This is a genomic window from Streptomyces shenzhenensis (assembly GCF_003688995.1).
Taxonomy (GTDB): domain Bacteria; phylum Actinomycetota; class Actinomycetes; order Streptomycetales; family Streptomycetaceae; genus Streptomyces; species Streptomyces shenzhenensis_A.
Genome location: NZ_PENI01000035.1, coordinates 1 through 25377, shown reverse-complemented (window position 1 = coordinate 25377; position 25377 = coordinate 1). Strand labels below are relative to the sequence as shown.

23 protein-coding genes are annotated in these 25377 nt (G+C 72.4%); 13 read left to right on the top strand and 10 right to left on the bottom strand.

Annotated elements, in window-relative coordinates; genetic code table 11:
- Positions 1 to 22 precede the first annotated feature (22 nt).
- The gene (locus CTZ28_RS37180; RefSeq protein WP_121894163.1) at positions 23 to 466 is read left to right on the top strand and encodes a VOC family protein; all 444 of its coding nucleotides are present in this window, start codon (positions 23 to 25) and stop codon (positions 464 to 466) included.
- 377 nt (positions 467 to 843) lie between these two features.
- Here the strand turns inward: CTZ28_RS37180 and cseC are convergent, their stop codons facing one another.
- The 5 genes from cseC to CTZ28_RS37155 all read right to left on the bottom strand — a co-directional run bounded on the left by cseC (position 844) and on the right by CTZ28_RS37155 (position 5326).
- On the bottom strand, positions 844 to 2175 hold the full coding sequence (gene cseC, locus CTZ28_RS37175; RefSeq protein WP_183154789.1) for a two-component system sensor histidine kinase CseC: 1332 nt from the start codon (positions 2173 to 2175) through the stop codon (positions 844 to 846).
- Positions 2176 to 2200: 25 nt separating this feature from the next.
- Positions 2201 to 2905 carry a two-component system response regulator CseB gene (cseB, locus tag CTZ28_RS37170; RefSeq protein WP_121894161.1) on the bottom strand — a complete coding sequence of 235 codons (705 nt, stop codon included), beginning with the start codon at positions 2903 to 2905 and terminating at the stop codon, positions 2201 to 2203.
- A gap of 86 nt (positions 2906 to 2991) precedes the next feature.
- The gene (locus CTZ28_RS37165) at positions 2992 to 3657 is read right to left on the bottom strand and encodes a hypothetical protein (protein WP_398657531.1); all 666 of its coding nucleotides are present in this window, start codon (positions 3655 to 3657) and stop codon (positions 2992 to 2994) included.
- A complete protein-coding gene (locus CTZ28_RS37160) occupies positions 3645 to 4184 on the bottom strand; it encodes a SigE family RNA polymerase sigma factor (RefSeq protein WP_121894160.1) in 540 nt (179 codons plus the stop codon). The genes CTZ28_RS37165 and CTZ28_RS37160 overlap by 13 nt, the downstream gene beginning before the upstream one ends.
- Positions 4185 to 4450: 266 nt before the next feature.
- Entirely contained in the window at positions 4451 to 5326 is an 876-nt protein-coding gene (locus CTZ28_RS37155) for an HhH-GPD family protein (RefSeq protein ID WP_121894159.1), read from the bottom strand.
- Positions 5327 to 5506: 180 nt separating this feature from the next.
- Between CTZ28_RS37155 and CTZ28_RS37150 the strand changes: the two genes are divergently transcribed.
- Positions 5507 to 6352, top strand: coding sequence for a hypothetical protein (locus CTZ28_RS37150; RefSeq protein WP_183154783.1), 846 nt, complete (start codon positions 5507 to 5509; stop codon positions 6350 to 6352).
- 26 nt (positions 6353 to 6378) lie between these two features.
- On the opposite strand, the gene disA is transcribed toward CTZ28_RS37150, so the two are convergent.
- Positions 6379 to 7503, bottom strand: a complete 1125-nt coding sequence (disA, locus tag CTZ28_RS37145; RefSeq protein ID WP_121894157.1) for a DNA integrity scanning diadenylate cyclase DisA — start codon at positions 7501 to 7503, stop codon at positions 6379 to 6381.
- A gap of 80 nt (positions 7504 to 7583) precedes the next feature.
- Entirely contained in the window at positions 7584 to 8993 is a 1410-nt protein-coding gene (gene radA, locus CTZ28_RS37140; RefSeq protein ID WP_121894156.1) for a DNA repair protein RadA, read from the bottom strand.
- Between the two features lie 198 nt (positions 8994 to 9191).
- On the opposite strand from radA, the gene CTZ28_RS37135 reads away from it, so the two are divergent.
- Positions 9192 to 10967: a BACON domain-containing protein gene (locus CTZ28_RS37135; protein ID WP_121894155.1), complete on the top strand. Its 1776-nt coding sequence runs from the start codon at positions 9192 to 9194 to the stop codon at positions 10965 to 10967.
- 268 nt (positions 10968 to 11235) lie between these two features.
- Here CTZ28_RS37135 and CTZ28_RS37130 read toward each other — a convergent pair whose 3' ends face one another.
- Complete coding sequence (locus CTZ28_RS37130) at positions 11236 to 12102, bottom strand: DUF3109 family protein (protein ID WP_183154782.1); 867 nt, start codon at positions 12100 to 12102, stop codon at positions 11236 to 11238.
- A 71-nt stretch (positions 12103 to 12173) separates the two neighbouring features.
- Here CTZ28_RS37130 and CTZ28_RS37125 point away from each other — a divergent pair, with 71 nt between their 5' ends.
- The 4 genes from CTZ28_RS37125 to ilvD all read left to right on the top strand — a co-directional run bounded on the left by CTZ28_RS37125 (position 12174) and on the right by ilvD (position 16732).
- Positions 12174 to 13106 carry a Ppx/GppA family phosphatase gene (locus CTZ28_RS37125; protein WP_121894153.1) on the top strand — a complete coding sequence of 311 codons (933 nt, stop codon included), beginning with the start codon at positions 12174 to 12176 and terminating at the stop codon, positions 13104 to 13106.
- 137 nt (positions 13107 to 13243) lie between these two features.
- Entirely contained in the window at positions 13244 to 14077 is an 834-nt protein-coding gene (locus CTZ28_RS37120) for a sugar phosphate isomerase/epimerase family protein (RefSeq protein ID WP_121894235.1), read from the top strand.
- On the top strand, positions 14074 to 14700 hold the full coding sequence (locus CTZ28_RS37115) for a TetR/AcrR family transcriptional regulator (RefSeq protein WP_121894152.1): 627 nt from the start codon (positions 14074 to 14076) through the stop codon (positions 14698 to 14700). The genes CTZ28_RS37120 and CTZ28_RS37115 overlap by 4 nt, the downstream gene beginning before the upstream one ends.
- Positions 14701 to 14878: 178 nt before the next feature.
- Entirely contained in the window at positions 14879 to 16732 is a 1854-nt protein-coding gene (ilvD, locus tag CTZ28_RS37110; protein WP_121894151.1) for a dihydroxy-acid dehydratase, read from the top strand.
- A 51-nt stretch (positions 16733 to 16783) separates the two neighbouring features.
- On the opposite strand, the gene CTZ28_RS37105 is transcribed toward ilvD, so the two are convergent.
- Positions 16784 to 18943, bottom strand: a complete 2160-nt coding sequence (locus CTZ28_RS37105) for an outer membrane protein assembly factor BamB family protein (RefSeq protein WP_121894150.1) — start codon at positions 18941 to 18943, stop codon at positions 16784 to 16786.
- 235 nt (positions 18944 to 19178) lie between these two features.
- On the opposite strand from CTZ28_RS37105, the gene CTZ28_RS37100 reads away from it, so the two are divergent.
- From CTZ28_RS37100 to proC, 6 genes are all read left to right on the top strand, one after another.
- The gene (locus tag CTZ28_RS37100) at positions 19179 to 19505 is read left to right on the top strand and encodes an SH3 domain-containing protein (protein WP_121894149.1); all 327 of its coding nucleotides are present in this window, start codon (positions 19179 to 19181) and stop codon (positions 19503 to 19505) included.
- A gap of 42 nt (positions 19506 to 19547) precedes the next feature.
- On the top strand, positions 19548 to 20063 hold the full coding sequence (locus tag CTZ28_RS37095; protein WP_121894148.1) for an EamA/RhaT family transporter: 516 nt from the start codon (positions 19548 to 19550) through the stop codon (positions 20061 to 20063).
- A 108-nt stretch (positions 20064 to 20171) separates the two neighbouring features.
- A complete protein-coding gene (locus tag CTZ28_RS37090; protein WP_121894147.1) occupies positions 20172 to 20951 on the top strand; it encodes a class I SAM-dependent methyltransferase in 780 nt (259 codons plus the stop codon).
- 42 nt (positions 20952 to 20993) lie between these two features.
- On the top strand, positions 20994 to 21821 hold the full coding sequence (locus CTZ28_RS37085) for an ABC transporter ATP-binding protein (RefSeq protein WP_398657523.1): 828 nt from the start codon (positions 20994 to 20996) through the stop codon (positions 21819 to 21821).
- Positions 21818 to 22591, top strand: coding sequence for an ABC transporter permease (locus CTZ28_RS37080; protein WP_121894145.1), 774 nt, complete (start codon positions 21818 to 21820; stop codon positions 22589 to 22591). Before CTZ28_RS37085 ends, CTZ28_RS37080 begins: the two co-directional genes overlap by 4 nt.
- Positions 22592 to 22692: 101 nt before the next feature.
- Positions 22693 to 23505 carry a pyrroline-5-carboxylate reductase gene (gene proC, locus CTZ28_RS37075; protein ID WP_121894144.1) on the top strand — a complete coding sequence of 271 codons (813 nt, stop codon included), beginning with the start codon at positions 22693 to 22695 and terminating at the stop codon, positions 23503 to 23505.
- Positions 23506 to 23582: 77 nt separating this feature from the next.
- Here proC and trpS read toward each other — a convergent pair whose 3' ends face one another.
- Positions 23583 to 24608, bottom strand: coding sequence for a tryptophan--tRNA ligase (gene trpS / locus CTZ28_RS37070; RefSeq protein ID WP_121894143.1), 1026 nt, complete (start codon positions 24606 to 24608; stop codon positions 23583 to 23585).
- Positions 24609 to 25377: the final 769 nt, after the last annotated feature.

The window sequence follows — 25377 nt, the reverse complement described above, 5'->3', positions numbered from 1 at the left end:
TCGCCGCGGACAGGAGCAGACCATGATCAAAGGACTCAGGATTTCCACCGTCTGGGTACTGGACCAGGACCGGGCCAAGGAGTTCTACACGCAGAAGCTGGGCCTGGAGGTCCGTACGGACATGACGATGGGCGAGGGCGGCATGCGCTGGCTGACCGTGGGCGCGGCGAGCCAGCCCGGCGTCGAGCTGACCCTGATGGTGCCGGGCCCGCCCGCGATGGACCCCGAGTCCGCCGACATGGTGCGCACGCTCGTGGCCAAGGGGGTGCTCGGCGCCGGGGTGCTGACCACGGACGACGTCCATGGCGACTACAAGCGGCTCAGGGAGGCCGGTGTGGAGTTCCTCCAGGAGCCGCAGGAGCGCCCGTACGGCACGGAGGCGCTGTTCCGCGACGACTCGGGCAACTGGTTCTCCTTCACCCAGCCCCGCGAGGGCAGCCTGGACGAGTCGAAGAACTGGTCCTGACCTGACCAGCTGACCCGCGCGGGACCGGCCGCCGAGCACCGGTTCGAAGCCGCACGCACCGGCGCACGCCACCGCCGGCCCGGGTGCCGTCCGCCCGGGCGAGCCGCCGCCCGTTGTGCCCGGGGCGTCGACCTCCCTTTCCACGGCGAAGCCGGTCCCGGGACAGATCGCCGGCCGGGGGCTTGCCCGCCGGGTGGGGCTCTGGCGGCGAGCGCTGCCCGTGCGCACCAGGCGGTCGGGACGCCGGCTGCCCTCCGCACGGCGAAGCCGGCCCCGGGACAGGTCGCCGGCCGGTGAGGCGGCGCTGCCGGGCCGGGCGTCGGCCGGTGAGAGGGCGGTCGGGCCGGGCACCGTCGGTCTCCGGTTCGCGCGGAGCGCTACGGCAGCATCGGATAGCTGCCCGTGTTCGTCGGGGCGTGTTCCGGCAGCCACAGGACGGCCACCGCGCCCTCCGCCGGGACGTACTCCGGTGTGCCCGTGGGCCGGACATTGCGGAAGGTCAGCCGGGCGCCCAGCACCCGGGCCTGGCCGGCGGCGATGGTCAGGCCCAGGCCGTGGCCCTGGCCCGCGCGGTCCTCGCTGCCGGTGCGGAAGCGGCTCGGGCCATGGACGAGCAGCTCCTCCGGGAAGCCGGGCCCGTGGTCGCGGACGCGGATGACGCGGCCCTCGACGGTGACCTCGATGGGCGGCTTGCCGTGCCGCGCGGCGTTGGCGAGCAGGTTGAACAGCACCCGCTCCAGGCGGCGCGGGTCGGTGGTGACCTCCGACTCGTGCACCACTCGCACCGCGATCTCCGGGTCCTTGGCGGCCACCCGCCGGGCCACGAACTCGCCCAGCATGATGTCCTGCAGCTCGGCCCGCTCGGAGGCGCTGTCGAGCCGGGCCACCTCCAGCACGTCCTCGACGAGCGTGCGCATCGCCTTGGCCCGGTCCAGGACCAGCTCGGTGGGCCGGCCCGGCGGCAGCAGCTCGGCGGCGGTCAGCAGCCCGGTCACCGGGGTGCGCAGTTCGTGCGCGATATCGGCGGTGACCCGGCGCTCGGCCTCCAGCCGCTGCTGGAGCGCGTCCGCCATGGCGTCCACCGCACGCGCGAGATCGTCGGTCTCGTCCCGTACGACACCGCCGATGGCGTCCCGCACCCGGACGTCGGGCTCGCCCTTGGCGACCTGGTTCGCGGCCGCCGCCGCCTTCCGCAGCCGCCGCGACAGTTGCCCGCCGATGAGCACGCCGAGCGCGCTGCCGCCGAGGACGACCGCGATCGAGCCGATGACCAGGGCCTGGTCGAGGTCCTTCATCACGTCCGTGCTGCGGTCGGTGAAGTGGGTGTGCAGCGACAGCACATGCCCGTCCTTGACCGGGACCGCGGCCCAGATGTCCGGCACCTGGCCGCCGTGGTCGGAGACGAACGTCGCCCGGCGCCCCTGCCCGACCTTGTCCCGCAGCTCGGTCGGCAGCTCCGGGTCGTCGATCTTGATGCTGGGGAAGTTGGGCCGCCCGGACAGCTCGTAGTTGCGCTGGGCGATCTGCACCCGCTCGTCGGCCAGGTCGCGCGCGTTGTCCAGCATCGAGACCCGGGCCGCGTTGTGCACGACCAGGCTGAGCGCGATCGCCACGAGCGCGCCGACTAGCGCGATGGCCGCGCTCAGCTTCCAGCGGACTCCCGTGCGGATGCCGGCCGGCAGCACCTTTCCGCAGATCTGACGCCACATGAACTGCCCCATGCCGCCGCCCCGCTCAGGCCTTCAGCTTGTAGCCGAAGCCGCGGACCGTCTCGATCCGGTCCTGGCCGATCTTCGTCCGCAGCCGCTGCACATGGACGTCGACGACCCGGGTGTCCCCGCCCCAGCCGTAGTCCCACACGCGCTCCAGCAGCTTGTCGCGCGAGAGCACCGTGCCCGGCGCGGAGGAGAACTCCAGGAGCAGCCGCATCTCGGTCGGGGTGAGCGCCACCGGCCGGCCGTCCCGGCGCACTTCCATGCCCACGGTGTCGATCTCCAGTTCGCCGAAGGTCAGCACGCCGCCGGAGACCGCCGCGCCGGGGTCCTCGGCCTGCGTGGCCCCGCCGGCGTGCCCGAAGCGGCGCAGTACCGCGCGGATGCGGGCGACCAGCACGGCGCCGTCGAAGGGCTTGGTCACATAGTCGTCGGCGCCCGCCTCCAGGCCCAGCACGACGTCGATGGAGTCCGCGCGCGCCGACAGCATGATCACCGGGACGGTCGACTCGTCGCGGATGCGCCGGCACAGGCTCACCCCGTCCAGCCCCGGGACCATGACGTCCAGCAGCGCGATGTCGGGGCGCCTGGCCCGGAACGCCTCCAGCCCCGACAGCCCGTCGGGCATCGCGGTGACCGCGAAGCCGTCCCGCTCCAGGGCGAGTTGGGTGGCCTCACGGATGACGTCGTCGTCCTCGACGAACAGAACGTGGGTCTGGTCTGCCATCCCGGTGCTCTCAGTCCTCGTGTGATTCTCTCGTGCCGTCACCCTTGTGACGTCGGTGTCGTGTGCTGGGTTGACCGCGCTCGCCGTCAGTGGTCCAGTGCCTCTGTCGGTTCCGGCACCGGTGACGCCACGCCGCCGGCCGCGTTGCCGTAGTCGGTGTGGTGCGAGGACTCCTCGACGAAGCGGCCCGCGGTCCAGGCGTAGGTGATCACGTTCTCGCCGGACGGGTTCGAGACCGGGTCGCCCTTCTCGTACACCTGCTTGGTCACCATCAGATCGCCGCGGTCGATCTCCGCGTAGACGGGGGACTCCTCCGCCCTGAAGACGTTCTGGTACCTGCCGCCCTCGCTGCGGTACACATACGAGCCGACCCCCACCGCGTCGCCGCAGGTCAGCACGTTGACCACGACGTCGTCGACGGCCGATCCGGTCAGGCTGCCGTAGGACACGTCGACCGGGTACTCATCGGCGGCGCACGGCTTGAGGTCCCGTTTGACCGCGGGTGAGACCTTCGGGTCGTCCTTGACGAGAGTGACCGCGTTCACCCGCTGGTAGCTGTCGGATGGGCTGGGCGCGGGGGAGGCCGCCGCGCCGGTGACCGAGTCGGCGTGCGCCGGCCCCTCGTCACGGGCGCCGGTGCCGCCGGTGGCGCAGGCGGCGAAAAGGGCGAGGGCGGCGAGCACGGACACCGCCGTGATCACCGCCTGCGTACTCCCTCGGGCACTGAGCCCGGCGCCCATCAGGCCGCGCAACGCTCCCGCTCCTCACGCTCCAGCGCGCGTGCGTCCAGATCGCGCGCCTCCAGCTCCTCGCGGAGCCGGGCGAGCGCCCGGTGCAGCGTGCTCTTGACTGTTCCGGCCGACATGCCGAGGGCGGCGGCCGTCTCCTCCGTGGACATCTGCTCCCAGTGTCGCAGCACCACGACACTGCGCTGCTTCGGAGCCAGCACCTTCATGATGTCCATGAGGAGCGCGCGGTCGGCGTGCTGCTCGGTGGCGTCGTCCACGCACGCGTCCGGCAGCTGCTCGGTGGGGACCTCCTCCAGCTTCCGGGCCCGCCACCACTCGGTCCGCGTGTTGATCATCACCCGGCGCAGATAGGCGTCGGCGAGCCGCTTGTCCGCGATGCCGTCCCAGCGGCCGTACGTCCGCACGAGCGCCGTCTGGAGCAGGTCCTGGGCGTCCACCGGGTCCGGAACCAGTCGGCGGGCGCTGCGCAGCAGCGCGTCCTGCCGGGTGCGGACGTACTCCTCGAATTCGAGCACCTCGCCCTGCGCCATTTCAACCGCCTCCGTTCCCCGTTCTGCTTCGGCCCCGCGCCTGTCGTTGCCGTGGTCCCGTGGTCTGCCGGGCACAGAAATGAAGGTACGGAGCGGTTGTCACGGGGCTGTGCGGAGCAGCCTGCGGATGGCACTCGGCTGTCCGTCGGTTGTGTAACGGAAGTAGGGACGGGGTAAAGGGGGCGGTCCTTCTGTCCTGATTTGGTGCTTTTTGTCGGCCCTGATGGTCCGTAACCGGGCCACCGGGGCTGTGACGTGGCTGTACGTCAGCTCAGCGGAAGCCGATAACGGCCGCCCGCCAGCGGCTCCACCAGACCGTCCGCGACGAGCCCGTCCAGTGCCCGGGCGCGCTGCACCGGCTCGTGCCACACCCGGTCGAGGGCGGCCTGCGGCACGGGGGCGTGCGCGTCGCGCAGCACGGCGAGCAGCTTGCCGCGCACCTGACGGTCGGTTCCGGCGTACGTCTGACCGCGGCGCGGCGGACCCTCGTGCTCCGGCTTGCCAGCCAGCCGCCAGGCGCACTGGTCGGAGATCGGGCAGTGCTGGCACAGCTCGTTCTTCGCCGTGCACACCAGCGCGCCCAGCTCCATGGAGGCGGCGGCCCAGCGGGCGGCGGTCCGCTCCTCCTCGGGCAGCAGCTCGCGGGCCAGCCTGCGCTCGGCGGCCGTGGTGGCGTTCGGCGGGTACTGGACGCCCGTGACCGCCCGCGCGAAGACCCGGCGCACATTGGTGTCGAGCACCGCGTGCCGCTGTCCGTACGCGAACGAGGCCACCGCCGCCGCCGTGTACTCGCCGATGCCGGGCAGCGCGAGCAGCTGCGCGTGCTCCGTCGGCACGTCGCCGCCGTGCCGTTCCGTTATGGCGACCGCGGCGCCGTGCAGCCGCAGGGCGCGGCGCGGGTAGCCGAGCCGGCCCCAGGCGCGGACGGCCTCGCCGGGGGCCTCCTCGGCCAGGTCGGCGGGGCGCGGCCAGCGGGCCAGCCAGTGCTCGTAGACCGGCAGTACGCGGTTGACCGGCGTCTGCTGGAGCATGAACTCGCTGACCATCACGCCCCACGGGCCCGCCTCCGGGCGGCGCCAGGGGAGGTCGCGGGCATGGGCGTCGAACCAGGCGATCACGGGGGCGTGGAGCTTCTCAGTCATGGCCCTTCCGATCCTGCCACGGGTGGGGCTGACGTGGTTCGAGCCGCAGCCGGGCCGGGGCGCGTGGCGGGGGAAGGGCGCTCCTCCTGACGGCAGTTACCGGGATGATGATCCGGAAAAGTTGGACCCTGGCGGCGGGTGGCGCAAGCAAGCGCGCCGATCTCTCGTACAGTTTGCGCCGTGGGATCTCTGCGCAATCCGATCGGGCCGCTTCCCTCCTCCATCTACTGGCGCCGGAGGGTCGTTCTGCTGTCGGTGGTCGCCCTGCTGGCGCTGCTGATCACCTGGATCGTGACCTCGGGTGGCGGGGCCGGGAAGAAGAGCGCCGACGGGTCCAACGGCAAGGACCCGGTGTCCACGATCACGCCGGGGCCGTCGCCCTCCGGGTCCGCCATAAGCCAACGCCCCGGTGGACGCGAGGAATCGGGCGGCGGGGGATCGGACGGCGGCGGCACCGGGGCGGGCGACGGCGGCGCCGCTGACGGCTCCGACGGCCCCGACGGCTCGGCCGGCTCGGCCGGGCCGGAGGGCGGCGACTCCACGGGATCCGGTACGGAGGCGGGCGACGGCTCGGGCAGTGGCGGTACCGGTGCGGGTCCCACGCTCCCCGCGTCCTCCGGGCTGTCCAACTGCACGCCCGGAGCCGTGACGTTGAGCCTGCGCAGCCTGCACAACTCGTACGCGCCCGGGCAGACGCCCAGCTTCGAACTCACGGCGAAGAATTCTTCGTCCGGGGACTGCAAGGTCGATCTCGGCCCGAAGAAGGCCGTGTTGGCCATCACGCCCGCGGACGGCAGCGACGTCTACTGGTCGTCCGCCGACTGCCCGAAGGGCGCGGGGAGCCTGGTGTACCGGGTCCCTGCCGGCAGCAGCATCACCTACACCGTGAAGTGGGACCGCAGGCCGAGCGCCCCCGAGTGCGCCACGCCCCGGTCCGGCTCGGCCGCCCCCGGCACCTACTTGGTGGAAGCCGAAACCGCCGGCTTCGGAAAGACCCAGACGTCCTTCGTCCTGACGGCGGACTGAGGAGGGGTGGGCCGGGTCGGGGGCGGTCAGACGTAGCGTTCGAGGATCGAGGACTCCGCCAGGCGGGACAGGCCCTCGCGGACGCTGCGGGCCCGGGCCTCGCCGACGCCGTCCACCGTCTGGAGGTCGTCGACGCTCGCGGCGAGGAGCTTCTGCAGACCGCCGAAGTGCTCCACGAGGCGGTCGATGATCGCGCCGGGGAGCCGCGGCACCTTGGCCAGGAGGCGGAAGCCGCGCGGCGACACCGCGGAGTCGAGGGCCTCGGGCGAGCCGGTGTAGCCAAGGGCCCGGGCCACCGTGGGGAGTTCGAGGAGCTCGGCGTGGCTGAGCGCGTCCAGTTCGGACAGCGCCTCGTCCACCGTGCGGGAACGCTTCGCCGTCGGCTCCGGCACATAGTCCCGGACCACCAGCTCGCGCTCGGGCTCCACGCCCGCGATCAACTCGTCCAGCTGGAGGGCGAGCAGCCGCCCGTCGGTGCCCAGTTCGACCACGTATTCGGCGATTTCGGTGGCGATGCGGCGCACCATCTCCAGGCGCTGTGCGACCGCCGACACATCGCGGACCGTCACCAGGTCCTCGATCTCCAGCGCCGACAGCGTGCCCGCGACCTCGTCCAGGCGCAGCTTGTAGCGCTCCAGGGTGGCGAGCGCCTGGTTGGCGCGGGAGAGGATCGCCGCCGAGTCCTCCAGGACCCGGCGCTGCCCGTCGACGTACAGGGCGATCAGACGCATCGACTGGGACACCGAGACCACCGGGAAGCCCACCTGCTTCGAGACCCGGTCCGCCGTGCGGTGCCGGGTGCCGGTCTCCTCCGTCGGGATCGTCGGGTCCGGGACCAGCTGGACACCCGCCCGCAGGATCTTCGACAGATCGGAGGAGATCACGATGCCGCCGTCGAGCTTGCACAGCTCGCGCAGCCGGGTCGCGGTGAACTCCACGTCCAGCACGAAACCGCCCGTGCACATCGTCTCGACGGTCTTGTCGCAGCCCAGCACGATCAGTCCGCCGGTGTTGCCGCGCAGCACCCGCTCCAGGCCGTCACGCAGGCCCGTACCGGGTGCCACGGCGCTCAGCGAGGCGCGCATCAGGCCATCGGAACCGGCACTCCCACCGGACTTTCCGGGAGCTGCTGCCCGGTCGTTGGCTGCCACTGCACTCCTCCGGTCGCAGGTTCTGGGGCGCCCCCGTTCCCGCACGACGTTCGTACGGACGGGCGAGACCAGGGCAAAGTCTACCGGCGGTCCTCCGCGTCCCGTGGGGCGTCCCGGCGACGGGAGCGCGGAAGCACTCTGAGCGCGTCCCCTATGTCGGCCACTTCCAGGACCTTCATGCCGGGAGGGATCTTGCCCGGGTCCCCCGGCACGAGCGCGTGCGTGAAGCCCAGACGGTGCGCCTCGGCGAGTCTGCGCTGCACACCCGTCACCCGCCGGACCTCGCCCGCCAGCCCCACCTCGCCGATCGCGACGAGGTTCTTCGGCAGCGGGGTGTCGCTCGCGGCCGAGGCCAGGGCAAGGGCGACGGCGAGGTCGGCGGCGGGCTCGGAGAGCTTCACCCCGCCGACCGTCGCGGAGTAGATGTCCCGCTTGCCGAGCGCGCTGATCCGGCCGCGCTGCTCCAGCACCGCCAGCATCATCGACACCCGGGAGGTCTCCAGGCCGGACGTCGTACGCCGCGGGGAGGGGATCTGCGAGTCGACCGTCAGCGCCTGCACCTCGGCGACCAGCGGCCGGCGGCCCTCCAGGGTCACGGTCAGACAGGTGCCGGGGACCGGTTCGGCGCGCCGGGTCAGGAACAGCCCGCTCGGATCGGCGAGGCCCGTGATGCCCTCGTCGTGCAGCTCGAAGCAGCCCACCTCGTCCGTCGCGCCGTACCGGTTCTTGACCCCGCGCACCAGGCGCAGGCGCGCGTGCCGGTCGCCCTCGAAGTGGAGCACCACGTCCACGAGGTGCTCCAGCAGCCGCGGACCCGCGATCGCGCCGTCCTTGGTGACATGGCCCACCAGCAGCGTGGACATCCCGCGCTCCTTGGAGGCGCGGATCAGGGCCCCGGCGACCTCCCGCACCTGGGCCATGCCGCCGGGCGCCCCGTCGATCTCGGGGGAGGCGACCGTCTGCACGGAGTCGAGGATCAGCAGGGACGGCTTGACCGCGTCCAAGTGACCGAGGACGGCGGCCAGATCCGTCTCGGCGGCCAGGTACAGATGGTCGTCGATGGCCTTGATGCGGTCAGCGCGCAGCCGCACCTGGCTCGCCGACTCCTCGCCCGTGACATAGAGGGTGCGGTGCTCCTCGCTCGCCGACTTGGCGGCCACGTCGAGCAGGAGCGTGGACTTGCCGACACCGGGCTCACCCGCGAGCAGCACCACCGCGCCGGGCACCAGGCCGCCGCCGAGCACCCGGTCCAGCTCGGGCACGCCGGTCGTGCGGGCGGTGGCCTGCCGGCCGTCGACCTGGCCGATGGGCAGCGCGGAGCTGGTGACGCGCCCCGGCGTCGTCGTCCGCACCGCGGGCGCGCCGTACTCCTCGATCGTCCCCCACGCCTGGCACTCGGGGCAGCGGCCGAGCCACTTGGCCGTCTGCCAGCCGCACTCCGTGCAGCGGTAGGACGGGCGATCCTTGGTGGTCCTGGTACGGGCAGCCATGGACGAAACCGTAACGGCCGGCACCGACAGCGCGGGCAGGGACCGCCGCCAGGACCACCGCGGCCGGCCACGCACCGTCAGCAAATACCCGCCGAATGGCACGTTCCTGTCCCCGAATGAGGGATCGTTTCACCCGTACGGATTAAAAGTGCTCAAGGTGGAAGAAGGGCCCTTCCCCGGCCGCCTACGGTCGCACAGGTGATGAGCAGCAGTCCGGAAACCTCCACCCGCACCACCGGCGCACATCGTGCGCACAGGGAAGCGCGTGACCGCGCGGCGGCGCGCACGCTGGCCCAGCGCACGCCGCCGCAGTACGAGCCTCACTTGGACGGCCTGTTCACCTACTGCCTCTCGGTGCTGTGCGACCACGACACGGCGATCGCGGCGCTCGGCGATGCGCTCGCGCTGGCCGAGCGGCGCGGCCAGCGGGGGCCGGAGTCGGCCGATGACCTCAGGGCCTGGCTGTACGCGCTGGCCCGCTGGGCATGCCTGCGCAAGCTGGCCGAGGCCAAGCAGAATCGGCAGGCCGCCCATGCGGCGGGCCGGTCCGGCACCGAAGGGCAGTCCGGCGCCGAAGAGCGGTCCGGCGCCGAAGAGCGGTCCGGCAGCGGGGGAGGCGCCGACGGCGGGCGGCAGCCCGACGCGCAGGCCGGCGACCCGGCGCTCACCGACGAGGCCCGGGAGCAGCGCCGCGAACTTGCCCTGCTCGCCTGGCCGGAGGCCGCCGGGACCACCCCGGAGCAGCGCGAGGCGCTCGAACTCGCCGTCCGCCACCACCTCGCCGCCCACGAGGTCGCCGCCGTCCTCGGCATGGACCACGCCGCCGCCCGTGACCTGCTCGCCTCCGCCGCCTGCGAGGTGGAGCGCACCCGCGCCGCGCTCGCCGTAGTGGAGACCGGCGGCTGCCCCGGGGTGGCCCGCCTCACCGGTGACCACCAGCTCGTCCTCAGCAGCACTGTGCGGCGCGAGCTGGTCCGGCATGTCGACGACTGCCCGCGCTGTCGCCGCACCGCCGAGCGCGCGGTGCCCGGCCGCTGGCCGGGCGCCGCCGCCACGCCCGCCCAACTGCCCGTCATCGAGGCCCCGCGCGCGGCCCTCCGCCAGGCCCTGGCGCACCGCCCGCGCGCGCGGGGCGCCGCCGTGCCGCGCTTTGACCGGCGTGGCTTTCCGACGGACCCCAAGGACCGGGCGGCCCGCCGCGACCGGCTCCGCGCGCGTGCCGTCACGACGACCGTCGTGGCCACGGTCGTCGCGGCCCCCGTACTCGCCCTGTGGGCCGCCTACCGCGGCTCGCCGGACAGCGAGGGCTCGGACGGCCCCACCGCCACCTCCCAGGAGGCGCAGGACCACGGCGGGCTCCGTGGTGACGCGGCCGACGGCTACGAGAACACCGGCAACTCCGGCGTCAGGCCCGGCGCCCGTTTCCTGAAGGACGGCGCGGCGCCCGACGTCTCCGTGGAGGTCATGAGCGTCTCCGGGGCCGGGAAGAAGGGCGCGGGGCACCTCGCGGTGTCCGCCCGCACCAGCGGCCAGACCACCCTCGTCACCCTGACCGCGTCCGGCCCCTCGCCGGTCCGCTGGTCGGCGTCCACCGGGGCCGAGTGGCTCTACCTCAGCCGCTCCTCAGGAACGCTGCGGCCGGGCGAATCGTTGACGGTCAAGGTGTTCGTCGATCCTCTGCGCGAGCCGTCCGGGTCCTGGTCCGCGCAGGTGGCGGTGGCACCCGCGGGCGCCGTGGTCACGATCCGGGGGTACGGCACCGCCCCCACCCGCCCCTCCGACCCGGGCGGTCCGCCCAGCGACGGCACACCGGACCCGACACCCACCACGACGGCCCCCAGCGACCCGCCGGCCAGCCCCTCGCCCACGCCGACCGACCCGACGCCGCCCGTGTCGGACCCGCCTCCGTCCGATCCTCCGTCCGAGACCCCGTCCCCCACCGACCCCTCGAGCCCGACCCCCTCGGACAGCTAGGGCCTCTCGTTTGGATCATGCCGGGCTCGCGGGCCCTGGCACCGCGCCTCGCGGCGTTGTCGTCGGTTGTCAGGGCTCCGCCCTGCCGCCCTCCTCCGCCTTGCGATCCACGGCACCAGACCCCGCTCCCTGATCCGGCCTGATCCAAACGAAAGACCCTAGCCCCACCCCGGGGCGTGCGCGGTCGGGGAGTGTGCGGGGTGCTCCCGGGAGCCCGCCGCGGCTGCCGAGGGCGTTCATGGGCTGCGCCGGCGGGGGCGACCGCGGGTCAGTCCGTCGGGTCCGCCGGGTGGGGGGCCAGCAGGGGCAGGCGCGACGCCAGCCGCTCCTCGCACAGCTCGACCAGCCGGTCGTAGCCGGCCTTGCCCATCAGCTCGGTCAGCTCGGCCCGGTAGGAGACGTACACCGGGTCGCCCGCGCCGTGCGCCGAGGTCGCCGACGTGCACCACCAGTGCAGATCGTGCCCGCCCGGCCCCCAGCCCCGGCGGTCGTACTCGCCGATCGACACCTGGAGGATCCGCGTGTCGTCGGGGCGGTCGATCCAGTCGTACGTCCGCCGGATCGGCAGCTGCCAGCACACGTCCGGTTTGGTCTCCAGCGGCTCGCGGCCCTCCTTCAGGGCGAGGATGTGCAGCGAGCAGCCCGCGCCGCCCGGGAAGCCGGGCCGGTTCTGGAAGATGCACGACCCCTGGTACGGGCGGGTCTGCCGGGAGCCCTCGTCGTCCTCCGCGACCCAGCCGTGCTCCGTGCCCTCGTCGTGGTGCTGCCAGATCTCCGGCGTGAGTCGCGCCACATGCTCGGCGACCCGCTTCTCGTCGTCCTCGTCGGAGAAGTGCGCGCCCAGCGTGCAGCATCCGTCGTCCGCGCGGCCCGCCTGGATGCCCTGGCAGCCACTGCCGAAGATGCAGTTCCACCGAGAGGTCAGCCAGGTCAGATCGCACCGGAAGACCTGCTCGTCGTCCGCCGGATCGGGAAACTCCACCCACGCGCGCGCGAAGTCGAGCCCCTTCTCGTCGGCTTCCGGGCCCTTTGCCGCCTGCTTCGCCTTCTTCGCCTTCTTCAATGAATTCACCTGCGAAGAATCGTGGGCGGATTCGGCGGCCTTGTGGTCCTTCGCCTTTTTCGTCTTTGGCACGCGTCCAGGGTATGTCGCCCCAGCCCGCTCCGTGGACGGGCGACAGTCCAGGTGGCAGTAGCGTTCCGTGCATGAGACTCGGTGTCCTGGACGTTGGATCGAACACGGTGCATCTGCTGGTGGTGGATGCGCACCCGGGCGCGCGCCCGCTGCCCGCGCATTCGCACAAGGCGGAGCTGCGGCTCGCCGAACTCCTGGACATGGACGGGGCGATCGGCCCCGACGGGGTCGACCGGCTGATCGGCGTCGTCCACGACGCCCTCCAGGCAGCCGAGGACAAGGGCGTCGAGGATCTGTTGACCTTCGCCACCTCCGCCGTGCGCGAGGCCAGCAACGCCGACGACGTCCTCGCGCGCGTGCAGGCCGAGACCGGCATCGAACTGCAGGTGCTCACCGGCGCCGAGGAGGCCCGGCTCACCTTTCTCGCCGCCCGCCGCTGGTTCGGCTGGTCGGCCGGCAAGCTGCTGGTCCTGGACATCGGCGGCGGCTCCCTGGAGATCGCCTACGGCATCGACGAGGAACCCGACGCGGCCGCCTCGCTCCCGCTCGGCGCGGGCCGGCTGACCGCCGGCTGGCTGCCCGTCGATCCGCCGGCCCCCGAGGCGATAAGGGCCCTGCGCCGGCACGTACGGGCCGAGATCGCCCGCACGGTGGGGGAGTTCAGCCGCTTCGGATCGCCCGACCACGTGGTCGCCACCTCCAAGACCTTCAAACAGCTGGCCCGGATCGCGGGCGCCGCGCGGTCCGCCGAGGGCCTGTACGTCCAGCGCGAGCTGAAGCGGGAGTCCCTGGAGGCATGGGTGCCGCGGCTGGCCGGCATGTCCGCCGAGCAGCGCTCCGGGCTCCCCGGCGTCTCCGAGGGCCGCTCCGGCCAGCTGCTCGCCGGCGCCCTGGTCGCGGAGGGCGCGATGGACCTGTTCGGCGTGAAGAACCTGGAGGTCTGCCCGTGGGCGCTGCGGGAGGGCGTGATCCTGCGCCGCCTGGACCACATGGGATCGCCGTGAGCGTCCCGCGTCCGCGAGCGGACGTGTGGGACGGGTCACCGGCGGCCCGCACCGGCCCGCGAGGAACGGCCGGAACGGCCCACAGGGCGTCCGGCCCCCGGACCGATGCCACCGTGTACCCCCGTACCCTGTCCTTCGTGGCTGAAGCAAGGGACGTCCCCGTCCGCATCCCGGATGCGAAGGTCGCCCTGTCCACGGCCTCCGTCTACCCGGAGTCGACGGCGACGGCCTTCGAGATCGCCGCACGCCTCGGATACGACGGCGTCGAGGTCATGGTGTGGACGGACCCGGTCAGCCAGGACATCGAGGCGCTGCGGCGGCTGTCCGACTACCACCGCATCCCGATCCTGGCGGTGCACGCCCCCTGCCTGCTGATCACCCAGCGGGTGTGGTCCACGGACCCCTGGGTCAAGCTCCAGCGCGCCCGCGCCGCCGCCGAGCGGCTCGGCGCCGGGACGGTCGTCGTCCACCCGCCGTTCCGCTGGCAGCGGCAGTACGCCCGTGACTTCGTCGATGGAGTCTGGCGGATGGCGAACGAGACGGACGTACGGTTCGCCGTCGAGAACATGTACCCCTGGCGCTACCGCGACCGCGAGATGCTCGCGTACGCCCCCGACTGGGACGTCACCAAGGACGACTACCGCCACTTCACGATCGACCTCAGCCACACGGCCACCGCCCGCACGGACGCGCTGCAGATGATCGACCGGATGGGCGCCCGCCTGGGCCATGTCCATCTCGCCGACGGCAGGGGATCGGGCAAGGACGAGCACCTGGTCCCCGGCCGTGGCAGCCAGCCCTGCGCCGAACTGCTGGAACGGCTCGCGCAGGGCGGCTACGACGGCCACGTCGTCATCGAGGTCAACACCCGGCGTGCCATGTCCAGTGCCGAACGCGAGGCGGACCTGGCGGAGGCGCTGGCCTTCACCCGGCTCCACCTCGCCTCAGCGGTGAAGGTGCCCCGACCGTGAGCGGCACCACCCCGGACCGGGAGGGCGCACCCGCCCGCCGCCGCGGCCGGCCCCCGCGCACCGAGTCGGGCGACACCCGCGACCGCATCCTGACCGTGGCCCGCGAGGAGTTCTCCGAGCGCGGCTACGAGAAGACCTCCGTACGCGGCATCGCGAAGGCGGCCGGCGTGGACTCGGCCCTCGTCCACCACTACTTCGGCACCAAGGAACAGGTCTTCGAGGCGGCCGTCGCGGTCGCCTTCGCGCCCGCGCTGCACGCCCCGGACGCCGTGGGCGCCGGCCCGCTCGACGGCATCGGCGAGCGGCTGACCCGGTTCTTCTTCGGCATCTGGGAGAACCCCACCACCCGGGCGCCCCTGCTGGCGATCGTGCGCTCCGCCGTCAACAACGAGACCGCGGCCGCTGTCCTGCGCCGCCTGATCGCGAGCCAGCTGCTGCGCCGCATCGCGGGACAATTGGAGCCGCCGGACGCCGAGTTGCGCGCCGAACTGGCGGCCGCGCAGCTGATGGGGTGCGTCATGCTGCGGTACGTGATCAAGATGGAGCCGATGGCCTCGGCCGATCTGGAGCAGATCATCGCGCGGGCGGCGCCGGTGGTACAGGGGCATCTCACCGGGGCGTGAGTGCCCGCGGTGGTTCCGGCTTCCCGGGCCGGCCGCCGGGACGCGGAATCGTCGGCGGTCCGGGCCTCCGAGACGCGGATCCCGCATTCCGGACACTCCGTCCCGGTCCCTGGATGACCGGCGTACGCTCGACGAGTCAGAACTCTCTGCCAGAAGGTCTTCGAAGGAGCGAGCGACGATGCCCGAGCTGAGGTCCCGCACAGTCACCCACGGCCGCAACATGGCGGGCGCCCGCGCCCTTATGCGCGCCTCCGGTGTACCCGGTGCGGACATCGGCCGGAAGCCGGTCATCGCGGTCGCCAACAGCTTCACCGAGTTCGTGCCCGGCCACACCCATCTGCAGCCGGTCGGCCGGATCGTCAGCGAGGCGATCCGGGAGGCGGGCGGCATCCCGCGCGAGTTCAACACCATCGCCGTCGACGACGGCATCGCGATGGGCCACGGCGGCATGCTGTACTCCCTGCCCTCCCGCGACCTGATCGCGGACAGCGTGGAGTACATGGTCGAGGCGCACTGCGCCGACGCCCTGGTCTGCATCTCCAACTGCGACAAGATCACCCCGGGCATGCTGATGGCCGCGTTGCGCCTGAACATCCCCACGGTCTTCGTCTCCGGCGGCCCGATGGAGGCCGGCCGGGCCACCCTGGTCGACGGCACGGTCCGCACGCTGGACCTGATCGACGCGATCGCCGAGGCAGCCAACGACAAGGTCTCCGACGAGGACATCCTCCGCATCGAGGAGAACGCCTGTCCGACCTGCGGCTCCTGCTCCGGCATGTTCACCGCCAACTCGATGAACTGCCTCACCGAGGCGATCGGCCTGTCCCTGCCCGGCAACGGCTCGGTCCTGGCCACGCACACGGCCCGCCGCAGCCTCTACGAGGACGCGGCCCGCACGGTGATGGACATCACCCGCCGCTACTACGAGCAGGACGACGAGACGGTCCTGCCCCGCAGCATCGTGTCGTTCGCCGCCTTCGAGAACGCGATGGCCCTGGACATCGCGATGGGCGGCTCGACCAACACGATCCTGCACCTGCTGGCGGCGGCCCAGGAGGCGGGCGTCCCGTTCGGTCTGGAGCAGATCGACGCCGTCTCCCGCCGGGTGCCCTGCCTGGCGAAGGTCGCGCCCAACGTCGCCAAGGGCCGCACGTACTACATGGAGGACGTGCACCGCGCCGGCGGCATCCCCGCCCTGCTCGGCGAGCTGCACCGGGCGGGCCTGCTCAACGAGGACGTGCACGCGGTCCACAGCCCGTCCCTGGCGGACTGGCTGAAGACCTGGGACGTGCGCGGCGGCTCGCCGTCCGCGGCGGCCGTGGAGCTGTGGCACGCGGCCCCCGGCTGCGTCCGCTCGGCGGAGGCCTTCTCCCAGTCGGAGCGCTGGGCGGCGCTGGACGAGGACGCCGAGAACGGCTGCATCCGCTCCGCCGAGCACGCCTACTCCAAGGACGGCGGCCTGGCCGTCCTGCGCGGCAACCTGGCCGTCGACGGCTGCGTGGTGAAGACGGCCGGCGTCGACGAGTCCATCTGGACCTTCGAGGGCCCGGCGGTGGTCTGCGAGTCGCAGGAGGAGGCCGTCGAGAAGATCCTGGGCAAACAGGTCACCGAGGGCGATGTCGTCGTCATCCGCTACGAGGGCCCCAAGGGCGGCCCCGGCATGCAGGAGATGCTCTACCCGACGTCCTTCCTCAAGGGCCGCGGCCTGGGCAAGTCCTGCGCACTGATCACCGACGGCCGCTTCTCCGGCGGCACCTCCGGCCTGTCCATCGGCCACGCGTCCCCCGAGGCCGCGTCCGGCGGCACCATCGCGCTGGTCCAGGACGGCGACCGGATCCGCATCGACATCCCGAACCGCAGCATCGAGCTGCTCGTCGACGAGGCCGAGCTGGCACGCCGTGAGCAGGCGCTGAACGGCGTCCACGCCCCGAAGGACCGCGACCGCAAGGTCTCGTCGGCCCTGCGGGCGTACGCGGCGATGGCGACCAGCGCCGACAAGGGCGCCGTCCGGGACGTCAGCAAGCTGGGCTGAGTCCCCCGCACGCTCCGGGGCCGCCTCCGACGGGGGCGGCCCCGCCGCATGTCACCAGGTCTCGGGATCGCGCGCGGCCACCGCGAAGACCGTGCCGTCGGGGGCACCGGCGTAGAGACGGCCGTCCACGAGCAGGGGGGCCGGGAGCACGGCCGTGACCTCGTCCGAGTTGGCGCCGAGCCGCGCCGGGGTCTGCCCCACCAGCCGGCCGTCGCGGGCGTCGACCGCGAGCAGCCGTCCGTCGGCGGCGCTGACGTACACCTGCCTGCCGTCGGCGACCGGCGCCGAGCCACGGCTCACGGACGTCTCGAGCAGCCACCGCCGCTTGCCGCCGGCCACGTCGACCGCCTCCAGCGCACCGCCGCTGGACAGCAGGTAGACGACGTCGCCGCGCACGGCGGCCTGCGGAGCCAGACGCGGCACCGGCAGCGGCACCCGCCGCTCGGTCCCCGAGGCCGGCGTGTAGCGCACCACCTCGTCCGTCTGGCCGCTGGCGCTGTCCACGGACAGCAGGAACAGGGAGCCGCCCTGACTGCCGACGGGCTTCAGGTTCCCCGCCAGCCGCGCGTGCCAGCGCTCGGCGCCCGTCACCGGATCCACGGCCGTCACGCGCGTGTGCGTCCCGTCCGCGGAACTGGTCGCGTACGCCGACGCGTCCCCCGCGAACCAGGCCAGGGCCGGCGTGTGGGCACCGAAGATCCGCCGGGTCCACCTGGTGTCACCCGTCAGGCCGTCCACGCCGGTGAGCGAACCGTCGGCGTCCGTGACGAGGAGCATCCCGCCGGCGAAGCGCGCCGCCTGCCCCGGCACCTCCCGCTTCCAGCGCGTCGTACCGGAGGCCGGGTCGACCGCCTCCACCCGCTCGCCCCCGCTCGTCGGCAACTGCAGGAGCCCGCCCGACAGGCCCGGCGCGGCGCTCGTCCGCTCCCCGGCGACGGAGCGCCGCCACAGCAGGGAACCGTCCGCCGGGTCGAGGGCGTAGGCCAGGCCGGAGCGGAAGCACAGCACCTTGTCGCCGCCGTAGGCGCACCGGGGCATCCCGGAGCCCTCGCCGACCGGCTCGGCGTGCCATGCCTGGAACCCCGGCGCCGCAGTGTTCCGGGCCGCGGCGCCCACCGGCGCGGGCGGATCGCCGCCGAGCCACAGCACCGACGCGAGCACACCGCACAGGGCAAGGGTGAGCGAACCGCCCACGAGCGCCGCCCGCCTGCCGAGCCACGCCCGCGGTCCCCGGGGCGCCCGCGCGGCCCGCTCGGGTTCCTGCGGCGCGCCCGTCCGCGGACCCCAGGAACCGCCCGGATCGGGGGTCGGATCCGGGCCGTCCGTCCGCTGGTCGTTCCCGTGCGCCCGCTGAGGCGGTATGAACGCCTGCGTGTCGTACGAGGCGGCCACCGACCGCAGCTCCCGCATCAGCTCGTCGGGCGTCGGCCGGCCCTCCGGCTCCTTGGCGAGGCAGCGCAGCACCAGCGGGGCGAGGTCCTCCGGCACTCCGGTCACATCCGGTTCGTCGTGGACGACCTGGTAGGCCACGACATACGGGCTGTCCGAGTCGAACGGGCCGCGCCCGGTCGCCGCGTGCACCAGCACCGACCCCAGCGTGAAGATGTCGGCGGCCGGCCCGACTTCGCGGGGCCGCCGGAACTGCTCGGGCGCCATGAAGGGCGGCGTGCCTATCAGCTTGCCGGTCTCGGTGCGCAGTTCGCTGTCTTTCGGCCGAGAGATCCCGAAGTCGATGACCTTCGGTCCGTCCTCGGCGAGCAGGACGTTGCTCGGCTTCAGATCGCGGTGCACCACCCCGACCCGATGGATGTCGCGCAGCGCCTCCGCGAGCCCGGCCATCAGCCTGCGCAACTGCGCAGGCTCCATGGGGCCGTTCCGCTTCACATGATCGGCGAGCGTCGGCCCGGGGATGTACAGCGTGGCCATCCAGGGCCGCGCGGCCTCCGGATCGGCGTCGACGACCGGCGCGGTGAAGGCACCGCTCACCCGCCGGGCGGCGGCCACCTCCTGCCGGAAACGCCCCCTGAACTCGCGGTCCTTGGCGAACTCCGCGTGTACGACCTTCACGGCGAGCTTCAGCCCCGAGGTGCTGCGGGCGAGGTGCACCACGCCCATGCCGCCCGCCCCGAGGCGTGCCTCCAGGCGGTAATGACCGGCGTACTCGGGAAGTTCCGCTTCCGCGCCCGCTCCGGTGTTCCTCTGTGGCGCCATGGAACCACCCCCGTGCTGTTCGTCCGCGCGCGCGACGCTCGGAGCCTAGTCGATGACTCGTACGAGGCAGAGGCGGCTTGCTAGCCTCCGCGTGCGATTCGCGCACGGGTGTTTCGTGGCTCGAATCAGGGGAATCAACGGGACCCCATGGCGGTCATGGGATCTGACGGGGGGAGGTCTACTCATGTCTGGCGACCGTGTGGAAGCGACAGAAGAAACTGACGGCACAAAAGAGATGAACGACACGAAAGCAGCCGAAGCGACCGCGAGCGGGGTCGAGGCCGAAGCCGCGGCCGTCACGGTGGCGGCCACCGCGAGCACCTATCCGGTCGCCCCCGGCGTGCGGCTGAACGTCCGCAGCGGCCCCGGCACCAACTACGGCATCGTCCGGGTCCTCCCGGCCGGCTCCCGCGTCCCGATCTTCTGCCAGACACCGGGCACGACGGTCACCGGCCCGTACGGCACCTCGAAGATCTGGGACAACATCGACAACGGCGAGTACGTCTCCGACGCCTATGTGTACACGGGCAGCGACGGCTACGTGGCCTCGCGCTGCTCCTGACCCGCCCCGGAGCCCGCGGACCCGCGGCGCCATAATCGTCCCGTGAGCGACGAACCCGGCACCCCGGACACCCCCGCGGGCTCCACCGGCGGGCCGATGGGCCCCCGCCCCGAGCCCCTCCGCTTCTTCGGCACGTCCTGGGTGCACCACGACGACGGCTACGCGGCCCGCCGGGCCGGCGTGGCCGTGGGCTCGCTCGCGGCGGCGGCCGTCTCCTGCCTGATCCTCCGCTTCGCCTACCAGGGCCTGCAGATCGCCGACACGGGCTCCTTCGTGAACGTGCTGGTCGTGGTGATGTTCGCGATCTGCAGCGCGCTGGCCTTCCGCAACACCTGGGACCGCTTCGGCAGGCACCCCGACCCCGACCGCCAGGCCTCCCTGCGCGGCCTGCTGGCCATCGGCTTCGTCGGCTCCCTCCTCGCGTACTTCTTCCGCTCCCTGATCGAGGCCCCCGGCGAGAAGCTCCACCGCGCGGAATACGAGAAGGCCCGCACCCGGCACGAACACCGCACCACCCGCCGCACAGGCAACCCCGCAAAAAAGAAACGCCACCGCTAGCGGGTGATCGACTGCGCCGGCCCGGAGCGGGTGCAGGGGTGCTGAGCGGAGCGGCTTCGTGTCGGATTCCGCTGTCGCTCACCGGTTCGGGCGCAGGACCATGGCCGTATGACCACTACGCCCCCGCCCACCGGTGCCAGCCGGGCCCACTCCTTCAATGCCGCAGCTGCGCAGTACGGAGCGAACCGGCCCTCCTATCCGCCCGCCCTCTTCGACACCATCGAGGAACTGGCCGCCCGCCCCCTCGCCGGCGCCCGGGTCGTGGACGTCGGCGCCGGTACCGGCATCGCGACCGCGCTCCTGCGCGCCCGCGGCGCCGACGTGGTCGCGGTGGAACCCGGTGACGGCATGGCGGCCGAGTTCCGCCGCGGCCTCCCCGACGTCCCGATCGTCCGGGGCAACGGCAACGCCCTGCCCCTGGCCGACGCCGGCGCCGACCTGATCACCTACGCCCAGGCCTGGCACTGGACCGACCCCGCCCGGTCGGTGCCGGAGGCGCTGCGGGTGCTGCGCCCCGGCGGAGCCCTCGCGCTGTGGTGGAACACCAGCGCACTCGACATCCCCTGGATCGACGCCCAGACGGACCGCATCGAGCGCCACTTCGGCCGCGACGGGGTCGTGGCCAAGAACGGCAACGGCGTCCGCACCGCACTCGCCGACCCCAGCGGCCGCCTCGACTTCGCCCACCGCTCGGTTCGTTGGAGCCGCCGCGTCCCCCTCGACACCCACCTGGCCAACATCGGCAGCCACTCGATCTTCCTGACGCACGGCGAGGAGCGCGCCATCGCCTTCCTCGCCGAGGAGCGGACCCGTCTCCTGGCCGCCTTCCCCGACGGCACCGTGGAGGAGGTCTACGACGTGGAGCTGCTGGTCGCACGCAACGCCTAGCGGCCCTTGACGCCCCTCGGCGCCGGGAGCATTATTCATCGTGTGATGAATAATGCTCCCGGCCCTCCGGGCATGCCCGAAACCCCCGCCGTACACGCCGCCGCCCTGACCGTCGAACGTGGCCCCCGCACCGTCCTGCGCAACCTCCGCTTCACCGTCCAGCGCGGCCGGATCACCGGCCTGCTCGGCCCCTCGGGATGCGGCAAATCCACGCTGATGCGCGCGATCGTCGGCACCCAGGCCAAGGTCACCGGCACCCTCGACGTCCTCGGCAGCCCCGCAGGCCACCCCACCCTGCGCACCCGTATCGGCTATGTCACCCAGCACCCCTCCGTCTACGACGACCTGACGGTCCGGCAGAACCTCGACTACTTCGCGGCGATCCTCAACCCCGGCCGGTCCGCCGCCGCACGCCGCCACGACGACGTCACCCGGGCCATCACCGACGTCGACCTCACCAGCCACGCCGACGCCCTCGCCGGAAACCTCTCCGGCGGCCAGCGCAGCCGCGTCTCCCTCGCCGTGGCCCTGCTCGGCACCCCCGAACTGCTGGTCCTCGACGAACCCACCGTCGGCCTCGACCCCGTCCTGCGCCGCGACCTGTGGGCCCTCTTCCACGACATCGCGGCCACCCGCGGGGCCACCCTGCTCGTCTCCTCCCATGTCATGGACGAGGCCGAGCGCTGCCACCGCCTGCTGCTCATGCGCGACGGCGAGATCCTCGCCGGGGGCACCTCCCGGCCGGAGGCCGGTGGAGAGACCCCCGAAGCCCTCCGCACCCGCACCGGAACGGACACCGTCGAGGCGGCCTTCCTGCACCTCGTGGACGAGGCGGCCGCGGCCGGCCGCACCAAGGAGACGACCCGATGAGCACGACCACCGCACCCGCCGCCACCAGGGCCCTGAACCTCTCCCGCGCCACGGCCACCGCGACCCGGGTCCTGCGCCAGCTGCGCCACGACCCGCGCACCATCGCGCTGTTGCTCCTCATCCCCTGCGTGATGCTGCTTCTGCTGCGCTATGTCTTCGACGGCAGCCCGCGCACCTTCGACACCATCGGCGCCTCGCTCCTGGGCATCTTCCCGCTCATCACGATGTTCCTGGTCACGTCCATCGCCACCCTGCGCGAACGCACCTCGGGCACCCTCGAACGCCTCCTCGCCCTGCCCCTCGGCAAGGGCGACCTCATCGCCGGCTACGCCCTCGCCTTCGGCGCCCTCGCCATCGTCCAGTCGGCACTGGCCACCGGCCTCGCGGTCTGGTTCCTCGGCCTGGACATCAACGGCTCGCCCTGGCTGCTCCTGCTGGTCGCCCTCCTCGACGCCCTGCTCGGCACCGCCCTCGGCCTGTTCGTCTCGGCCTTCGCCGCCTCGGAGTTCCAGGCCGTCCAGTTCATGCCGGCGGTGATCTTCCCCCAGCTCCTCCTCTGCGGTCTCTTCGCACCCCGCTCCACCATGCACCCCGTCCTCGCGGGCATCTCCGACGTCCTGCCGATGTCCTACGCGGTCGACGGCATGAACGAGGTCCTCCACCACACCGACATGACCGGCACGTTCGTCCGGGACGTGCTCGTCGTGGCGGGCTGCGCGGCGCTGGTCCTGGCCCTGGGCGCGGCCACCCTGCGGCGCCGCACGGTGTGACCCGACAGCCGGACGTCCGTCCAGCGGACAACACCGCACACCCCGGACCCCCGGTGCGAGGATGTACCCCGGACGACGCACCCCCGGAGGGCACCCGCACCATGACCCACAAAGTCGCAGTCCTCGGCACCGGCAAGATCGGCGAAGCCCTGCTCAGCGGAATGATCCGAGCCGGCTGGGCCCCCGCCGACCTGCTCGTCACCGCCCGCCGCCCCGAGCGGGCCGAGGAGCTCCGCGCGCGCTACGGGGTCACCCCGGTCACCAACCCCGAGGCAGCCAAGACCGCCGACACCCTCATCCTCACGGTCAAGCCGCAGGACATGGGCACCCTCCTGGACGAACTCGTCCCGCACGTCCCCGCCGACCGTCTGATCATCAGCGGCGCGGCCGGCATCCCCACCTCCTTCTTCGAGGAGCGCCTGGCCGCGGGCACCCCCGTCGTCCGTGTCATGACGAACACCCCCGCCCTCGTCGACGAGGCCATGTCCGTCATCTCCGGCGGCACGCACGCCACCGCCGGACATCTCGCCCACGCCGAGGAGATCTTCGGCGCGGTCGGCAAGACCCTCCGCGTCCCCGAGTCCCAGCAGGACGCCTGCACCGCCCTCTCCGGCTCCGGCCCGGCGTACTTCTTCTACCTGGTCGAAGCCATGACCGACGCGGGCATCCTCCTCGGCCTGCCCCGGGACAAGGCCCATGAACTCATCGTCCAGTCCGCGATCGGCGCCGCCGTGATGCTCCGCGACAGCGGAGAGCACCCCGTCAAGCTCCGCGAGAACGTCACCTCGCCGGCCGGCACCACCATCAACGCCATCCGCGAGCTGGAGAACCACGGCGTGCGAGCCGCCCTCATCGCCGCCCTCGAAGCCGCCCGCGACCGCAGCCGCGAGCTGGCCTCCGGCAAGAAGGACTGACCCCGCCGAGCCCCGCCTCGGCGGCGGGGCCACGACGCGTCGGCACCCGCACCGCGCCCCGCCACCGGTCCGCGGACCTACCGGGCCGCGTTCAGCACCGGCTCCGGGACGGGTTCCAGCAGCCCGATCGCCCGGTAGGCAGCATCGACCGTCGGCCGGGCCATGGCCCGTGCCTTCTCCGCACCGTCCCGCAGCACCCCCTCCACATACACAGGATCCGCGCACAACTCCTTGTGCCTGGCCTGTACGGGCCTGAGAACCTCGACCACGGCCTCTGCGGTGTCCTTCTTCAAGGCGCCGTACGACTCGTACACACCGCCCAAGGCCGCCGGGTTCCCACCCGTGCACGCCGCCAGGATCTCCAGCAGATTCGCCACCCCCGGCCGTGCCTCCCGGTCGTACACGACGTCCTGCCCGCTGTCGGTCACGGCCCGCATCACCTTCTTGCGCACCACATCCGGCTCGTCGAGCAGATAGACGATGCCCGGCCCGGAGTCGTCCGACTTCCCCATCTTCGACGTCGGGTCCTGGAGGTTCATCACCCTGGCGGCGACCGCCGGGGGCGTGGCCCTCGGCACCACGAACGTGTGCCCGTACCGCTGGTTGAACCGCACCGCGAGATCCCGCGTCAGCTCCACATGCTGCGTCTGGTCGTCCCCGACGGGCACCTCGTCGGCCCCGTACGCCAGGATGTCCGCCGCCATCAGCGCCGGATACGTCAGCAGCGACAGCCGCACGCTCCCGCCCCGCGCGCGCTCCCGCACGGACTTCTCCTTGTACTGGATCATCCGCCGCATCTCACCGTCGGTCGCCACGCACTCCAGCACGTACGACAGCCGGGTGTGCTCTCCGACGTGGCTCTGCACGAACACGGTGCACAGCTCCGGATCCAGCCCGGAGGCCAGCAACAGCGTCGCCCCCTGCCGGCTGAGCCGACGCACCCGCGCAGGGTCGTGGTCCACGGTCAGCGCGTGCAGATCGACGATGCAGAACAGGGCGTCGGACCGGTGCTGGTCCACATCGGCCCACCGCCGCATGGCTCCCAGGTAGTTGCCCAGCGTCAGGTGCCCGGTCGGCTTGATCCCACTGAAGACCCGTGCCATTCCCTCTCCACCTTCTGGTCGGGACCACCGCTCCGGTCGGCCGGCCCTCAGAGGTTCTGCAGGGAGATACGAGAACGGCCGCCGGGGCGGCGGCCGTTGGATGCATACGCGAGTACGGCCGCCGTCAGGCGGCCCACCACTGCTGGGTGCACGTACGCGTCATCACGTCCCTGAGCATACGTCTCCGGGGCGCCCCCAGGACGTGAGTTGACACGCCCCGAACGGATACGTAGTGTTCTCCGAGTTGTCCGACGTGAGCGCCGACCTCGGTCGGTCCCCGGACAGCCATTCCGCAGGTACCACTCGGCTCATCGGCGATTCGCCGACTGCTTCGGTGTGCGTATTTGCGAAATGAGGAATCCGCGTTCGAAAGGCGCAGGACCCCGATTAGCTCGGGGGCCAGGAATCCGCTAAAGTCTCACTCGTCGGAACGGCCCAGCGGGTCGGGAAGGCAGATCCCGCCGACCGGGAATCGGACACCGAAAGGGTCTGATAGAGTCGGAAACACCGAAAGGGAAGCGCCCGGAGGAAAGCCCGAGAGGGTGAGTACAAAGGAAGCGTCCGTTCCTTGAGAACTCAACAGCGTGCCAAAAGTCAACGCCAGATATGTTGATACCCCGTCTCCGGCCATTATGGCTGGGACGTGGTTCCTTTGAAGAATACACAGCGAGGACGCTGTGGACCATCGGGTTATTCCTCCGGTGGTTCCGCTCTCGTGATGTGTCGCCCCCGATTACGGGGAAAGCATTCACGGAGAGTTTGATCCTGG

Excerpts from the sequence above, each read along its gene's own strand:
- CTZ28_RS37160 (WP_121894160.1), bottom strand. The coding sequence starts at position 4,184 with ATGGCGCAGGGCGAGGTGCTCGAATTCGAGGAGTACGTCCGCACCCGG.
- CTZ28_RS37080 (WP_121894145.1), top strand. The coding sequence starts at position 21,818 with ATGAGCACGACCACCGCACCCGCCGCCACCAGGGCCCTGAACCTCTCC.
- CTZ28_RS37180 (WP_121894163.1), top strand. The coding sequence starts at position 23 with ATGATCAAAGGACTCAGGATTTCCACCGTCTGGGTACTGGACCAGGAC.
- ilvD (WP_121894151.1), top strand. The coding sequence starts at position 14,879 with ATGCCCGAGCTGAGGTCCCGCACAGTCACCCACGGCCGCAACATGGCG.
- cseC (WP_183154789.1), bottom strand. The coding sequence starts at position 2,175 with ATGTGGCGTCAGATCTGCGGAAAGGTGCTGCCGGCCGGCATCCGCACG.
- radA (WP_121894156.1), bottom strand. The coding sequence starts at position 8,993 with ATGGCTGCCCGTACCAGGACCACCAAGGATCGCCCGTCCTACCGCTGC.
- trpS (WP_121894143.1), bottom strand. The coding sequence starts at position 24,608 with ATGGCACGGGTCTTCAGTGGGATCAAGCCGACCGGGCACCTGACGCTG.
- CTZ28_RS37155 (WP_121894159.1), bottom strand. The coding sequence starts at position 5,326 with ATGACTGAGAAGCTCCACGCCCCCGTGATCGCCTGGTTCGACGCCCAT.
- CTZ28_RS37100 (WP_121894149.1), top strand. The coding sequence starts at position 19,179 with ATGAACGACACGAAAGCAGCCGAAGCGACCGCGAGCGGGGTCGAGGCC.
- proC (WP_121894144.1), top strand. The coding sequence starts at position 22,693 with ATGACCCACAAAGTCGCAGTCCTCGGCACCGGCAAGATCGGCGAAGCC.
- CTZ28_RS37125 (WP_121894153.1), top strand. The coding sequence starts at position 12,174 with ATGAGACTCGGTGTCCTGGACGTTGGATCGAACACGGTGCATCTGCTG.
- CTZ28_RS37105 (WP_121894150.1), bottom strand. The coding sequence starts at position 18,943 with ATGGCGCCACAGAGGAACACCGGAGCGGGCGCGGAAGCGGAACTTCCC.
- CTZ28_RS37090 (WP_121894147.1), top strand. The coding sequence starts at position 20,172 with ATGACCACTACGCCCCCGCCCACCGGTGCCAGCCGGGCCCACTCCTTC.
- cseB (WP_121894161.1), bottom strand. The coding sequence starts at position 2,905 with ATGGCAGACCAGACCCACGTTCTGTTCGTCGAGGACGACGACGTCATC.